General features: G+C 62.7%; 11 protein-coding genes. 4 read left to right on the forward strand and 7 right to left on the reverse strand.

Annotated elements, in window-relative coordinates:
- Positions 1 to 8 precede the first annotated feature (8 nt).
- From iolD to QEN71_RS05075, 5 genes are all read right to left on the reverse strand, one after another.
- A complete protein-coding gene (iolD, locus tag QEN71_RS05055; RefSeq protein ID WP_201657981.1) occupies positions 9 to 1,946 on the reverse strand; it encodes a 3D-(3,5/4)-trihydroxycyclohexane-1,2-dione acylhydrolase (decyclizing) in 1,938 nt (645 codons plus the stop codon).
- On the reverse strand, positions 1,943 to 3,976 hold the full coding sequence (locus QEN71_RS05060) for a bifunctional 5-dehydro-2-deoxygluconokinase/5-dehydro-2-deoxyphosphogluconate aldolase (RefSeq protein ID WP_201657978.1): 2,034 nt from the start codon (positions 3,974 to 3,976) through the stop codon (positions 1,943 to 1,945). The genes iolD and QEN71_RS05060 overlap by 4 nt, the downstream gene beginning before the upstream one ends.
- A 46-nt stretch (positions 3,977 to 4,022) precedes the next feature.
- Positions 4,023 to 4,826 (reverse strand): ATP-binding cassette domain-containing protein, encoded by an 804-nt coding sequence (locus QEN71_RS05065; RefSeq protein ID WP_201657975.1) that lies wholly within the window; start codon positions 4,824 to 4,826, stop codon positions 4,023 to 4,025.
- Between the two features lie 18 nt (positions 4,827 to 4,844).
- Entirely contained in the window at positions 4,845 to 6,023 is a 1,179-nt protein-coding gene (locus QEN71_RS05070) for an ABC transporter permease (protein WP_201657972.1), read from the reverse strand.
- Between the two features lie 207 nt (positions 6,024 to 6,230).
- Entirely contained in the window at positions 6,231 to 7,286 is a 1,056-nt protein-coding gene (locus QEN71_RS05075; RefSeq protein ID WP_201657969.1) for a sugar ABC transporter substrate-binding protein, read from the reverse strand.
- 282 nt (positions 7,287 to 7,568) lie between these two features.
- Between QEN71_RS05075 and QEN71_RS05080 the strand changes: the two genes are divergently transcribed.
- The 4 genes from QEN71_RS05080 to QEN71_RS05095 all read left to right on the forward strand — a co-directional run bounded on the left by QEN71_RS05080 (position 7,569) and on the right by QEN71_RS05095 (position 10,832).
- Positions 7,569 to 8,450: a MurR/RpiR family transcriptional regulator gene (locus QEN71_RS05080; protein WP_201657966.1), complete on the forward strand. Its 882-nt coding sequence runs from the start codon at positions 7,569 to 7,571 to the stop codon at positions 8,448 to 8,450.
- Entirely contained in the window at positions 8,443 to 9,462 is a 1,020-nt protein-coding gene (iolG, locus tag QEN71_RS05085; RefSeq protein ID WP_201657962.1) for an inositol 2-dehydrogenase, read from the forward strand. The genes QEN71_RS05080 and iolG overlap by 8 nt, the downstream gene beginning before the upstream one ends.
- Positions 9,462 to 10,484 (forward strand): Gfo/Idh/MocA family oxidoreductase, encoded by a 1,023-nt coding sequence (locus QEN71_RS05090; RefSeq protein WP_201657959.1) that lies wholly within the window; start codon positions 9,462 to 9,464, stop codon positions 10,482 to 10,484. Before iolG ends, QEN71_RS05090 begins: the two co-directional genes overlap by 1 nt.
- 117 nt (positions 10,485 to 10,601) lie before the next feature.
- On the forward strand, positions 10,602 to 10,832 hold the full coding sequence (locus tag QEN71_RS05095) for a sulfurtransferase TusA family protein (protein WP_201658159.1): 231 nt from the start codon (positions 10,602 to 10,604) through the stop codon (positions 10,830 to 10,832).
- A gap of 707 nt (positions 10,833 to 11,539) precedes the next feature.
- On the opposite strand, the gene galU is transcribed toward QEN71_RS05095, so the two are convergent.
- The gene (galU, locus tag QEN71_RS05100) at positions 11,540 to 12,421 is read right to left on the reverse strand and encodes a UTP--glucose-1-phosphate uridylyltransferase GalU (protein WP_012400984.1); all 882 of its coding nucleotides are present in this window, start codon (positions 12,419 to 12,421) and stop codon (positions 11,540 to 11,542) included.
- Between the two features lie 72 nt (positions 12,422 to 12,493).
- Complete coding sequence (locus QEN71_RS05105; protein ID WP_201657956.1) at positions 12,494 to 15,367, reverse strand: valine--tRNA ligase; 2,874 nt, start codon at positions 15,365 to 15,367, stop codon at positions 12,494 to 12,496.
- Positions 15,368 to 15,375: the final 8 nt, after the last annotated feature.

Genomic DNA, 15,375 nt, shown 5'->3' on the forward strand with positions numbered 1-15,375 from the left:
GCGCTTCCTCACTCGTTGTTTCGGCCACGCGCATTCATATGCGCTTCGTAATCGGCGCGTGCGCTGCGCACGCCTTCGCGCGGCGACACTTCGGGCACGGCGACTTCCCACCACCAGCCGCCTTCGTCCGTGGTGCGCGCGGCATCGGTGTCGATGCAGATCAGGTACGTGCGATCCGAGGCGCGCGCGCGTTGCATCGCGGCTTCGAGTTCCTGCACGTTCGCGACGTGCTCGGCCTGCGCACCCATCGCGCGCGCGTGTGCAGCGAAGTCGATTTGCGGCGCGCCGGGCGAGCCTTGTACGCAGTCGTCGAACATGTTGTTGAACGGTGCACCGCCGCAGGCCTGCTGCAAGCGGTTGATGCAGCCATAGCCGCGATTGTCGAGCACGACGACGATCAGCCTCGCGCCGAGCATCACCGATGTCGCGATTTCGCTGTTCATCATCAGATAGCTGCCGTCGCCGACCATCACAATGACTTCGCGCTCAGGACGCGCGAGCTTCGCGCCGAGTCCGCCCGCGATCTCGTAGCCCATGCACGAATAACCGTACTCGACGTGATACGCGCCCGGACGTCCCGCGCGCCACAGCTTGTGCAATTCGGCAGGCAGTGTGCCGGCGGCGCAGACGACGATGTCGTCGGTTGTGGAGCGTCCGCTCGAACGTTGTACTGCGCCGATTACGTCGGCGTCGTAGGGAAGCACGTTGTCGCGTTGCTGCGCATGCGTGAGCTTCTGCACGATGTCGCGCCACTCGTTCGCGTGTTGTTGCGCACGTGCGGTCCACGCGCTGTCCGCTATCCATCCTTCCAGTCGCGAGCCGAACGCTTCAAGTGCGAGCTTTGCGTCGGCCTGCACGATGCAACCGCGATGCTTGAGGCCATCGAATGCATTCGCATTGATGCCGATCACCTGCGCCTGCGTGAAGAGCGTGTTCGAGCCCGTCGTGAAGTCCTGCAGACGCGTGCCGACAGCGAGCACGCAATCGGCTTCGTGCGCGATCCCGTTCGCTCCGGGCGAACCGGTGACGCCGAGCGCACCGAGATTCAGCGGATCGTCCCATGCGAGCGCGCTCTTGCCCGCCTGCGTTTCAGCGACGGGAACGCCGTGCTTCGTCGCGAACGCCTTCAGCGCATCGGTCGCGCGGCCATACAGCACGCCGCCGCCCGCGACGATCATCGGACGCTTCGCGTTGCGCAGCACGAGCAGCGCATCGGCGAGTTCGTGTTCGACGGGCGAGGGCGCATGAAACTTGACGACGCGCGGTTCGAAGAAATCGGCGGGATAGTCGTATGCGGTGGCCTGCACGTCTTGCGGCAGCGCGAGCGTGACAGGACCGCACAACGCGGCATCTGTCAGAACGCGAATCGCGCGCGGCAACGCGTTGAGCAATTGCGCCGGATGCACGATGCGATCGAAGTATCGCGACACTGGCTTGAACGCGTCGTTCGCCGAGATGCCGCCGTCGTGGAAATCCTCGACCTGCTGCAACACAGGATCCGGCGCACGCGACACGAAGATATCGCCGGGCAGCAGCAACACGGGCAAGCGGTTCACATGCGCGAGCGCCGCCGCCGTCACGAGATTCGTCGCGCCGGGGCCGATCGATGTCGTCACGGCCATCATGCGTCGACGGAAATGTGCCTTCGCGAAAGCGATTGCGCTATGCGCCATCGCCTGTTCGTTGTGCGCGCGGTAAGTCGGCAGTTCGTGACGATGCTGATAAAGCGCTTCGCCGAGTCCCGCGACGTTGCCGTGCCCGAAGATCGCGAACACGCCGCCGAACAGCGGCTCCGTGCCCGCGCCGTCCTCCGTTTCGACGAATTGCGCAGCGAGATAGCGAACGACGGCCTGTGCCGCCGTCAGACGGATCGTGCCGTCGGCATTGGCCTGAGCAACGGCATCGGGCGATGCCGCGACATCATGATGCAACACGCGCTGATTCATGCCGCCTGCTCCTGATGAACGTTACGCGATGAGCCCGCATGCGCTGTGCCATCACCCGCGCCCGCTGCCGCGCGATGCTCGCGCCACGACTGGATCAGCGTTTCGAATGTGCGTCGTACGCGCGCGATCACTTCGTCGTCACTGATTTCGCCTGCAAGCCACGCGTGACTCGGCTCATAGTGAATCGTGCGGCCGACCGTGAAGCCCTTGCAGGTCTTCGATTGCGCCGCCGCGCGGAAGCCTTCCATCATCTGCTCGACGGGCGCAGACAGCCCAAGCAGCACGACGCCGCGGCAATACGGATCGCGCTCCTGGATCAGCGCATCGACGGCTTGCCATTGCGATGCATCCATTGGTTCGAGCTTCCACCATTCCGGATAGATGCCGATGTTGTACAACCGTTTCAGCGCGCGAAACACGACGTCCGGTCCGCCGGGCAGATGCTTCGGCGGAATCACTTCGAGCAGCAGTTCATGGCCGGATTCCTGCACGGCGTCGTAGAGGGCGCGCAGTTGCGCTTCCTGTTCGATGCGCTGTTCGATCGGTTCGTCGGGATGAAATTGCACGAGGCATTTCACGACATGCTCGCGCGGCCAGCTCGTCAGCGTCGTGCCGACCGAGCGGCCATGATCGAATACGAGCGGCACAGAGCCCGGCAACTCCACAGGACGGCCGATCCACCAGCCGCGTCCCGTCGCTTCGTTGAGCGCATCCTGACCGTAGCGATCGTCGATCAGCACGGCGACCTTGCCTTGCAGGCCGAGCGCTTCTTCCGTCTGTTTGACGGCTTCGACGAACAGGCGCTTGAGCGTCGAAATGCGCGCCGGGTCCGCGCCCGTCTGCTGCGCGAGTTCGAAGAACTGGTTGCGATGATCGAACGCGAAGCCGAGCACTTCATCGTACGTTTTGCGAGCGGGCGTCACGCGATGCAGCCGCGCGAGCGTCGCATCGCGGTCGGGGCGGCGCATGCGTGCCGGGTCCGCTTTCGCTTCGCGCAGGAAGTAGTCGAGTTCGGCGGGCGTCGGCATCGCGGGCGCGCAGCCGTGACGCGACACGACCAGCGCGCCGCTCGCGTTCGCCGAGCGCGCGCACGCTTCGAGCGGCTCGTCGCGCAGCCAGCCGGACAGGAAGCCCGACGCGAACGCATCGCCTGCGCCGAGCACGTTCAGCACTTCGACTTCGACGCCGCCTTGAATCGGCGCGTCGTCGATGGAAGCGGGCACGTCGCCCTCGATGATCTGGCAGCCGAGCGGCCCGCGCTTCACGACGAGCGTCGCGGCCGTCACCTTGCGCACCTGCGCGAGCGAGTCGATCAGCGTGTCCTTGCCGCCCGCGATGCGAAACTCTTCTTCCGTGCCGATCACGAGATCGAAGAGCGGCAGGATGCTCTGGATATGCGTGCTCACGCCGTCGTTTGCGACGAAGCGCGTCTCGCCGTCAGCCTTTCCCGTAAGTCCCCACAACACCGGCCGATAGTCGATGTCGAGCACGGTACGCACATCGTTACGTCGCGCGTATTCGAGCGCGCGACGGCTCGTGCGGTTCACCTGTTCCGTCGAAAAATGCGTGCCCGTAATGAGCAGCGCTTTCGACGAAGCGATGTACGCCTCGTCGAAGTCGTTTTCATCGACGGCCATGTCCGCGCAGTTCTCGCGATAGAAGATCAGCGGGAACGTATCGCGGTCTTTCAGGCCGAGCAGCACGAGAGCCGTTAGACGCTCATGATCGACGCGCACGTGCTCGACGTCGCAACCTTCCTTCGTGAGCGTTTCGGTGAGAAAGCGGCCCATGTGGTCGTTGCCGACGCGCGCGAGCATCGACGCATTCAGCCCGAGTCGCGCGCAGCCGAACGCGATGTTCGCCGACGAGCCGCCCAGATACTTCGCGAAGCTCGCGACGTCTTCGAGACGCGAGCCGACCTGCTGCGCGTACAGATCGACGGCTAGCCGGCCTAGGCAGATGATGTCGCGGCTGCGGCCCGCCGCGAAGCGGCTCGCGTCGCGAGGCGTGGGGTTGCTGGTAAGAGCCATGTGTGTGTCCCGGTTGTGCTGTAGGCAAAAGAGAGAGCGCCAGGGCTCAGATCTCCGCGCCTTCCAGTTCGCTGATCATCTTCTGCATCTCCGCGCCGCCCGCCATCATGTCGAGCACTTCGTCCTTCGAAATGGTGTCCTTCGTGTACGTGCCCATCGACTTGCCGCGATTGAGCAGCGTGAACGAATCGCCGATGGGGTACGCGTGATGCACGTTGTGCGTGATGAAGATCACGGAGATGCCTTTCGCGCGCGCCTTGTGAATCAGCTTGAGCACATTGAAACTCTGCTTCACGCCGAGTGCGGCTGTCGGTTCGTCGAGAATCAGTACGCGTGCGCCGAAGTGAATCGCACGCGCAATCGCCAGACATTGCCGTTCGCCGCCCGACATCGTGCCGATCGGCTGATGCGGGTCGCGCACCATGATGCCCATTTCAGCGAGCTTGTCGCGGGCGATGCGTGCGCTCGTGTCGAGGTCCATCACGTTGACGAGGCCGAAGAGCTTCTTCTGCGGCTCGCGTCCCATGAAGAAATTGCGCGCGACGGACAAGAGCGGCACCAGCGCGAGATCCTGATAGACGGTGGCGATGCCCATATCGAGCGCGTCGCTCGGCGATTCGAAGTTGACCTTCTTGCCGTCCACGAGGTAATCGCCGGAAGAGGGCTGGTGCACGCCCGCGAGCGTCTTGATGAGCGTGGACTTGCCTGCGCCGTTGTCGCCGAGCAGGCAGTGCACTTCGCCGCGCTTCAGCCGCAGCGTGACGCCTGACAGCGCGATCACCTTGCCGAAATACTTGCTGACGTTTTCGAGCGACAGGATGACGTCGTCCTGCTTGAGAGTGTCGGACATGATCGTTTCCCCTGTCGATTACGACTGCGCCACGCGACGGCGCACATAGTGGTTGAACAGCACCGCGATCAGCAGCATCACGCCGAGGAACACGCGGAACCAGTCGGAACTGACGTTCGTATAGGTGATGCCGATCTGCACGACGCCGAAGATCAGCGCGCCGAAGCACGCGCCCACTACCGAGCCATAACCGCCCGTCAGCAGCGTGCCGCCGATCACCGCGGCGATGATCGCTTCGAATTCTTTTTGCAGGCCGCGGTCGGCGGCAGCGGAACCGATGTCGCACACCTGCAGCACGGCGAACAGGCACGAGCAGAAGGCCGTCAGCACGAAGAGGGAAATCTTCACGCGGCGCACGGGCACGCCGACATTCTTCGCGGCATTCGCATCGCCGCCGACGGCGAGCACCCAGTTGCCGTAGCGCGTCTTCGCGAGGACGAACGCACCCACAGCGGCCAATGCGAACCACCACAGCAGCACTTTGGGAATGCCGGGGACGAGCGGCTGGCCGTTGTCGAGCAGCGAGCCGATGCCCATGTGCGCGAGGCTCGTGAAGAGGCCGTGCAGCGCGACGCCATGAAACAGGAAGTTGGTCACGGCATCAGCCTGCGCGAGATCGCCGACACCGGAGATGATCGTGCGGTCCGCGACCATGATCGACAGCGCGAGCGTCAGGCCGCGCAGAATGAAGAGGAACGCGAGCGTCACGATGAACGACGGCAGGCGCGTGCGCATCACGAGATAGCCGTTCAGTGCGCCGAGCGCCATCGAGCCTGCGAACGCGAAGATGATGGACGCCCAGATCGGCCAGTGAAAATAGACGGCGGGAATCGCGACCATCATGCCCGCGAAGCCGATCATCGAGCCTATGGAAAGATCGAACTCGCCGGCGATCATCAGCAGACACGCGCCGACGGCGAGAATGCCGAGATACGCGGACACCTGCGACCAGTTCATCACGCCGTCGAGGTTGAACATGCCCGAGCTGCCCGCCGTGAGCGCGAACACGAGGAAGACCAGCACGGTGCCCGAGATCGCGGCGAATTCCGGCCGGTTCAGCACATGGCCGAAGAACGATTCCTTGCGGATGCGTTCGTCAGCGGGGTTCGCCGGTGCGGTGGATTGCGCGGTGGCGTCCGACGCGTCGTTCGGTGCGTCGTGACCATGCGATGGAAAGTGTTTGCCGGCTACGCCCATGATGTCTCCAATGTCCATGCATTCAGCTCTGACGCGCGGTTTCACTCGTGAGAGTGGCGAGAGACGCGCGGAAAGCCGGTGAAGATCGCGGTCGGGGCGCCCGACGATGGCGGCTGTCATCGCACAAAAAAAAGCGTGCAAAGGTCCGCCGGGGTCGCGCGATGCTGGCGCGCCCGGTACCGCGTATTGGCTAAAGAAGTCAGTCCGTCAGCGGTACTGGCCCGCGTACTTGATGACCTTGTCGATATTCGCCTTCGTGATGAAGCCCGGACCGGAACGGATGTTCTTCGGCCCATACGACGGCTCGAGGCCGTAAGTTTGCAGACGCTCCTTGAACTTCGGATTGGCCTGCAGGATCTGCCGGATCTTCGTCGGATCGGTCGTGTGTTCTTTCTTCACGATCGCCAGCACGGCGACGGCGATATAGCCTTGCAGATACGGCTGCTGATCGATCGCGAACTGGATCGTGCCGTCCTGGATGCCCTTCGCGATGTCGTCCGAGAAGTCGAACGTGGCGAAGTAGATTTTGCCCGCGAGGCCCATCTGCTGCACGGCCTTGATCGTCGCCGAAGCGGGCGTCGGTCCGAGCGTCAGGATCGCGCCCGTCTTCGGATGGTTGCGCAGATAGGCGCTGACCTTCGACTGGATTTCCGTCGGGTCCTGGCCCGAATCGATCGTGGAGGTCTTGTAGTTCACGCCGAGCGCATCCGCGAAACCGCGGCAACGCTCGAACGACACGACGTTGGTCGCGAAGTGGTTCACGCACAGGAACGACTTCACGCCGGCAGCCTTGGCTTTTTCGCCCGCTGCCTTGCCCGCCACGTATTCAGGCTGGCCGATGTGCATGATCGCGCCGAGTTGCGCGCTCTGTTCTTCCGTGCCCGAGTTGATCGTGACGAGCGGAATCTTCTTGCCCGTGACCTTGCCGAGCGAGCTCTTCAGCACGTCGAAATCGGCGATGGTCACGATCACGCCGTCATAGTTGCGCGCGGCCGCCTGCTCGATCAGGCGCGACATGTCGGCGAGATCGCCGTTGGGCGGGTTGCGGTAGTCGGTTTCGACGTTGAAATCTTCGTCGGCCTGCTTGATCGCATTCTTGATGGTGTTCCACCACGAGTCGGAGTCCGGCGCGTGGCTGATCAGCACGAACTTCGCGTCCGCCGCCTGCGCCGTCGATGCCGCCGTCATCGCGCCGATGCCCGCCGCCAGCGTCAGCGCTGCTGCCAGAACCTTGAACGAAGCCTTGCCTTTGCAAAGTCTCATTGTCTCCACCTTTGTCTGTTCGTATTTGAGGGGAGCGTCTGACGCTTTGCGAGGTGATGCCGGCTCGCCGTTGCGTCATCGCTCAGGACCAAGAGTAGGCCAGTTTTTCGAGACGTGCAATGAAAATTTCATGTCAAAGAAAAAATGGAAAATCCATTCCATTTGCTTTCGGTTCTGCCTATACTCCGCAACGTCGGGACAGTGCATTTCCGTTCGTTTGCGTTCTGCGAAACGCGTTTCGGGTGCGGTTTTGCGCTGCAAAAAAACACAGAGGTCAGCGCCATGCCGGAAGACAGCACAGAAGAGTTGCCGAGCGTCGAAGAATTGATGCAGCGCATCGCGGAGAACTACGAGTCGTTGCCGCGTCAGTTGAAGAGCGTCGCGACGTATCTCGAGCAGCATCGTTCGAGCGTGATGGTCGATCGCACCAGCGACATCGCGGCGAGTTGCGGCGTGCATCCGTCCGCCGTGGTGCGCTTCGCGCAGCGTTTCGGTTTCTCGGGCTTTTCCGATCTGCAGGCGGTGTTCCGTCAGGCGTACACGACGCAGGGCGGTTCGGCGCAGAGCTATCAGCAGCGCATCCGCAAGCTGATCGACGAGAAGCCTGGGCGGCTGTCGGGCGGCAGTGTCGCGCGGGAATTCGTGGCCGCGTGCCGCGACGGTCTGGACGAACTCGAAGGCTCGCTCGACGACGCGCAGTTCGACGCCGCCGTGAAGATGCTGCAGCAGGCGGACAACATCTATGTGATCGGCGTGCGGCGCTCGTTTCCCGTCGCGAGCTACATCGTCTACGCGTTGCAGCACACGCCGAAGCGCGTGCATCTGGTGTCGGGATTCGGCGGGATGTATCGCGAGCAGATTCGCAGCGTGAAGAAGGGCGATGTCGTGATCGCGATCAGCTTCGCGCCGTACGGCAAGGAGACGCAGTATTGCCTGCGCGTCGCGCATCACCATCAGGCGAAGACGCTCGTCATTACGGATAGCCAGCTATCGCCGCTCGCGCGCTATGCGAGCACGCAGCTGTATGTGAAAGAGGGCAGCGCGTTTGCGTTCCGCTCGCTGACCAGCACGATCTGCCTGTGCCAGGCGCTGTTCATCGCGCTCGCGTACAAGCTCGAATTGAACGTAGAAGAGTCGACAGACACTGGAGGATACGATGACTGAAGTGGCAGGCAAGACGATCGACGTGGCAGTGTTCGGCGCGGGGCGCATCGGCAAGATTCATGCGTCCAATCTCGCGCGGCAGCCGGGCGTGCGGCTCAAGTATGTGGTCGACGTGAATCGCGAGGCGGCGGCAGCGCTCGCCGCGCAATACGGCGCGCAGGTGGCCGATATCGACGGCGCGATGGGCGATGCGTCGGTCGGCGCGACGGTGATCTGTTCGAGCACCGACACGCACGCCGATCTGATCCTGCAATCGGCGGCGCAGAAGAAGCACGTGTTCTGCGAGAAGCCCGTCGATCTGACGCTGGAACGCGCGCGCGCCTGCGCCGATGCCGTCGCGAAGGCGGGCGTCGTGTGCATGATCGGCTTCCAGCGCCGCTTCGATCCGACGTTCGCGGCGCTGAAGGCGCGCATCGATGCGGGCGAAATCGGCACGCCGGAAATGCTCGTCGTGACGAGCCGCGATCCGGGCGCGCCGCCCGTCGAGTACATCAAGCACTCGGGCGGCATTTTCAAGGACATGCTGATTCACGACTTCGACATCTTCCGCTGGATTCTCGACGACGACGCGGAGACCGTGCACGCGACGGGCAGTTGTCTGTCCGATCCGGCGATCGCCGAGGCGGGTGATATCGGTTCGACGGCGGTGACGATCCGCACGAAACGCGGCCGACTTTGCCAGATCAATACGGCGCGGCGTGCCGCGTATGGCTATGACCAGCGCTTCGAAGTGCTCGGCAGCGAAGGGATGCTGCAGGCGGGCAACGTGCGTCCGACGGAAGTGACGGCGTATTCGAAGTCGGCCGTATCGAGCGACGTGCCGGAGCACTTCTTTCTCGAACGTTATCGCGCTGCGTACGCGCTCGAAATCGCGCATTTCTTCGAAGCCGTCACGCAAGGCAAGCCGGTGCGCACGACAGTCGCCGACGGCATGAAGGCGCTCGAACTCGCCGAAGCCGCGACGCGTTCGTGGCGCGAAGGCCGCGCGGTGAAGCTCAACGAGGCGCTGTGATGAGCGGCGGACCATTGCGGGTCGGTATCGTCGGGTTGGGGCGGCTTGGCAAGCGGCACGCGGAGAACCTCGCGTACCGCGTGTCGGGCGCGGCGCTCGTGGCCGCGTGCAGTCCCGTCGAAGCCGAGCGCGAGTGGGCGCGCAACGCGCTGCCCGCGCCGCGTCTTTACGACGATTACGCCGCGTTGCTCGACGATCGCGATGTGGATGCCGTGTGGCTCGTCACGCCGTCCGCGCTGCACGCGCAGCAGATCGTCGATGCGTTGCGTGCGGGCAAGCATGTGTTCTGCGAGAAGCCGCTGTCGCTGGATCTTGCCGAGTGCGAGCGCGTGATCGCCGAGTCGCAGCGTCATCCGCAGTTGCAGGCGACGATCGGCTTCATGCGCCGTTTCGATCCCAGCTATCGCGACGCGTTCGAGAAGATCGAGGCGGGCGCGATCGGCCGTCCGTTCATGGTGCGTTCGCAGACTTGCGACCAGAACGATCCCGAGGGCTTTTTCGTGCGCTTTGCGCCGACGTCAGGCGGCATTTTTCTCGACTGCACGGTGCACGATATCGACGTCGCGCGCTGGCTGCTCGGCATGCCGAAGGTGAAGCGCGTATATGCGAGCGGCGTGATTGCGCTGCACGAAGGCTTGCGGGAGTTCGGCGATGTCGACAACGGCGTGGCGATCTGCGAGTTCGAGGGAGGGCGGATGGCGATGTTCTACGCGTCGCGGACGCTGGCGCATGGCAACGACACGGGCAGCGAAGTGATCGGTACGGCGGGCGCGCTGTATGTCGGGCGCAATCCGCGTCTGAATCGCGTAGAAATCGCGGATGCGAGCGGTATCCGCAACGAGTGCACGCCGACGTTCTTCGATCGCTTCGAGGACGCGTTCCTGCATGAAGCGCGGGCGTTCGTCGCGGCTGTCAGGGAAGGGCGGCAAAGCGGGGCGACGTTGGCCGACGCGATGGAGGCGACGCGGATTGGTTTTGCGTTGCGTGAATCGCTTTCGAGCGGGCAGGCCGTCGACCTGTGATCGTCGTGGGCGCGTCCGGGTTTTCGCGGCCTGGGCGCGCTTTGTGTGCTTACGTTAAAATTTGAGCCTTCTGCATGGCGCTGAGTGCGCCGCCTCGGAAGGTCATCGTCGATGGAAATTCAGATTCACAAGGAAGTGGACGCGCGCGGGCTGAAATGCCCGTTGCCGATTCTGCGCGCCAAGAAGGCGCTGGCTGATATGGAAAGCGGTCAGATTCTTAAAGTGCTGGCTACGGATCCCGGCTCGCAGCGGGATTTTGCTGCTTTTTCCAAGCAGACAGGGAATGAAATCGTCGATAGCTCGACGATGCCGGATAAGGTTTTTGTGTTTTTGATGCGGCGGCGTTGAAGGGTTTTTGTCTGCGACGCTAGTCGCCAGTTTTTGCTTTTTTGCTTTTTGCTTTTTGCTTTGGCTGCGGTGGCATCCGCGAATTCGTTTCGGTGCTTCAGGCGTTGCCCCTGTGCGGGGCGGCACCTACTTTTCTTTGCCGCGGCAAAGAAAAGTAGGCAAAAGAAAGCCGCTTTTGTACCTCCGGTGCCCGCCAGGGCAGCGCCGCGGCATGCCGCAGTTGAGCTGTCGCGCAGCGACCCCCGCACTCTGTAGAAAGCCCGCAGTTAACTGCGCACGGCGCGAAAGCACACACACAGTCTGAGCACATACCGCCGCAATCAACCGACGGCAAACGCACAAAAACAAGCCGACCGAATGTGCTCCAAGTGGATGTCTTTTTTCGCGCCGCGCGCGGCTGACTGCGGGCTTTCTACGAAGTGTTGGCGGCGCTGTGCGACCGCTCAAAGAAACGTGTGCCGTAGCGTTATCCTGGCCGGCACCGGAGGTTTGAAGCGGCTTTCTTTTGCCTACTTTTCTTTGCCGCTGCAAAGAAAAGTAGGTGCCGCCCCGCACAGGGGCAACACTAGCAAACCGATACGAATTCGCGGATGCCAGCGAACGAGGATGCCAGCGAAATCGCTGGATGCCAGCAACAAAAAGAAAAAAGCCGTCGCGAGACACGACGGCTGTGATGCAAAAAACAAAGCCTGCTGCAGGCAAAAACCTCAACCTTCCAGCACAGGCGACCGAGTCCGCAAATACTCTTCGAAGTCGGCAGCGACTTCAGGATGCCGCAAGGCAAACTCAACAGTAGCTTTCAGATATCCAAGCTTGCTACCGCAGTCAAACCGCGTGCCGTGGTACTTATAAGCAAGAACCTGCTCATCAGCGAGCAGCGACTGAATCGCATCCGTAAGCTGCAACTCACCACCCGCACCAGGCTTCAACGCGCGGATATGATCGAAAATCCGCGGCTTCAGCACATAACGCCCGACCACGCCCAGGTTAGACGGCGCAACCTCAGGCGCCGGCTTCTCGACGATGCCCGACATCTTGATGATCGCGTCTTCCCACTCCTTGCCGTCGACGATACCGTACGACTTCGTCTCCGACGGCGGAATCTCTTCGACGCCGATCACCGAGCTGTGATAGTGATCGAACACCTCGATCATCTGCTGCATCACGGGCGGCTTGCCGTACAGCAAGTCGTCTGCAAGGATCACCGCGAACGGGTTGTCGCCCACCAGCTTTTCCGCGCACAGCACAGCGTGGCCAAGACCCAACGCTTCCGGCTGACGCACGTAGAAACAGTCCACATGGCTCGGCTTGATGCTGCGGACCAGTTCCAGCAGCTTCGCCTTGCCGCGCGCTTCCAGTTCAGCCTCGATTTCGTACGACTTGTCGAAGTGATCTTCGATCGCGCGCTTGCTGCGGCCCGTCACGAAGATCATTTCGGTGATGCCGGCCGCCATCGCTTCCTCGACAGCGTACTGAATCAGCGGCTTGTCGACGATCGGCAGCATCTCCTTCGGGCTGGCCTTGGTGGCAGGGAGGAAGCGGGTGCCGAGACCCGCGACCGGAAAGACTGCCTTTGTAACTTTTAGCATGTGTGTACCCTGCTTCCTCTGGTTTGGGATGCGCGCCGACGCCGGATGGCGCGACGCGCATGGGTCGTCGAATCAGGCAGGCAAGCGCGACAGTTGTGCGGTCAGCTTGCCAATCGTGGTCTGGTATTCTGCCAGCCTTTTTTGCTCCTGCTCAACGACCGCCGGCGGTGCTTTTGCAACAAAACTCTCGTTCTGGAGCTTGGCGTTACATTTCGAAACTTCTGCGTTCAATCTCGCGATTTCTTTTGACAGTCGCTCGCGTTCCGCTGCGACATCGATTTCCACTTTCAGAACGAGCTTGTCCGTACCAACAATAGCAATTGGCGCGCCATGTGCCTGCGCATCCAGCGTCGCTTCGTCCGCGATGATCTGCACCTCGGACAAACGCGCCAACGCCTGCGCGTAAGGTGCGAACGACGCGAGACGCTCCGCGTTGCCCGTCACCAGCAGCGGCACCTTCGTCGCCGGCGACAGGCTCATCTCGCCGCGCAGGTTCCGGCATGCATCGATCACGGCTTTCAGATCGGCGGCCCATTGCTCGGCCGATTCGTCGATCTTGCCCGCTTCGGCGAGCGGGTAGGGCTGCGTCATGATCGACGCTTCGCCTTCCGCCTTGCCTTCCGGGTACTTCGCCGCGAGCGGCGCCACCTTCTGCCACAACGCTTCCGTAATAAAAGGAATCACCGGGTGCGCGAGACGCAGCACCGTTTCGAGCACACGCAGCAGCGTGCGGCGCGTGGCGCGCTGCTGCTCGGGCGTGCCCGTCTGGATCTGCACCTTCGCAAGTTCGAGATACCAGTCACAGTATTCGTCCCATACGAACTTGTATAGGGCGTTCGCCACATTGTCGAAGCGATAGTCGGCAAAGCCTTTTTCGACTTCCGTTTCGACGCGCTGAAGCAGCGACACGATCCAGCGGTCGGCCTGCGAGAAGTCCGTGTAGCCGCCCGGGCCGCAATCGCCCGGCTGGCACGCGCCCGGCTTCGAGAAGCCGCAGTCGTGGCCTTCGCAGTTCATCAGCACGAAGCGCGTCGCGTTCCACAGCTTGTTGCAGAAGTTGCGATAGCCTTCGCAGCGTGCAAGGTCGAAGTTGACGTTGCGGCCGAGCGTGGCCATCGACGCCATCGTGAAGCGCAGCGCGTCCGTACCGAACGCGGGGATGCCGTCGGGGAATTCCTTGCGCGTCTTCTTTTCGATCGACGCGGCCTGCTTCGGATTCATCAGGCCCGTCGTGCGCTTCGCGACGAGCGCGTCGAGACCGATGCCGTCGACGATATCGATCGGGTCGAGCGTGTTGCCCTTGCTCTTCGACATCTTCTGGCCTTCGGCGTCGCGCACGAGGCCGTGCACGTAGACGGTATCGAACGGCACCTTGCCCGTGAAGTGCGTGGTCATCATGACCATGCGCGCGACCCAGAAGAAGATGATGTCGAAGCCCGTCACCAGCACCGACGAAGGTAGAAACGCCTGCAGCTCAGGCGTTTCCTGCGGCCAGCCCAGCGACGAGAACGGCACGAGCGCCGACGAGAACCACGTGTCGAGCACGTCGTCGTCGCGCTTCAGTGCGCCCTTGTAGCCCTGCGCGTCGGCCTTGGCGCGCGCGTCTTCTTCCGTCTTCGCGACGAAGATTTCGCCGTTCTCGCCGTACCACGCGGGAATCTGATGACCCCACCACAGCTGGCGCGAGATACACCAGTCCTGGATGTTTTCGAGCCACTGGTAGTACGTCGTGGTCCAGTTTTCGGGCACGAACTTGATCTGGCCGTTGCGCACCACGTCGAGCGCCGTTTCGGCGATCGACTTGCCCGGATTGAACGTACCCTCGGGGGCAGGCTTGCTCATCGCGACGAACCACTGGTCGGTCAGCATCGGCTCGATCACGACGCCCGTGCGGTCGCCGCGCGGCACCATCAGCTTGTGCGGCTTCACCGATTCGAGCGCGCCGATCGCTTCCAGATCCGCGACGACCTGCTTGCGCGCGTCGAAGCGGTCCATGCCGCGATATTTTTCCGGCGCGTTGTCGTTGATCTTCGCGTCCAGCGTGAGGATTTCGATCTGCGGCAGCTTGTGGCGCTGGCCGACCTGATAGTCGTTGAAGTCGTGCGCGGGCGTGACCTTCACGACGCCCGTGCCGAATTCGCGATCCACGTAGTCGTCGGCGATGATGGGAATCTCGCGGTCCGTCAGCGGCAGCTTGACCTTCTGGCCGATCAGCTTCGCGTAGCACTCGTCTTCCGGATGCACCATCAGCGCGACGTCGCCGAGCATCGTTTCGGGACGTGTCGTGGCAACCGTCAGATGACCCGAGCCGTCGACGAGCGGGTACTGGATGTGCCACAGGTTGCCGTTTTCTTCCTCGCTGACCACTTCGAGATCGGACACGGCCGTGAGCAGCACCGGGTCCCAGTTCACGAGGCGCTTGCCGCGGTAGATCAGGCCCTGTTCATAGAGGCGCACGAACACGTCGCGCACGGCGGCCGACATCTTGTCGTCCATCGTGAAGTATTCGCGCGACCAGTCGATCGATGCGCCCAGACGCCGCACCTGACCCGTAATGGTCGAGCCCGACTGCTGCTTCCATTCCCACACGCGCTCGGTGAACTTCTCGCGGCCGAGATCGTGGCGCGACACGCCCTGTGCGTCCAGCTGACGCTCGACGACGATCTGCGTCGCGATGCCCGCGTGGTCCGTGCCGGGTACCCACAGCGTGTTCTCGCCGAGCATGCGGTGATAGCGCGTCAGGCCGTCCATGATGGTCTGGTTGAACGCGTGGCCCATGTGCAGCGTGCCCGTGACGTTGGGCGGCGGCAACTGGATCGAGAAATTCTTGCGGCCCGGCTCCATCGTCGGAGCGGCGTAGCCGCGTTTTTCCCATTCGGGGCCCCATTGGGACTCGATCGTCTGCGGCTCGAAACTCTTGGCCAGCGTGTTGTCGCTTGTCGTCATCGTCAAAA

This window comes from Paraburkholderia sabiae (assembly GCF_030412785.1).
Taxonomy (GTDB): domain Bacteria; phylum Pseudomonadota; class Gammaproteobacteria; order Burkholderiales; family Burkholderiaceae; genus Paraburkholderia; species Paraburkholderia sabiae.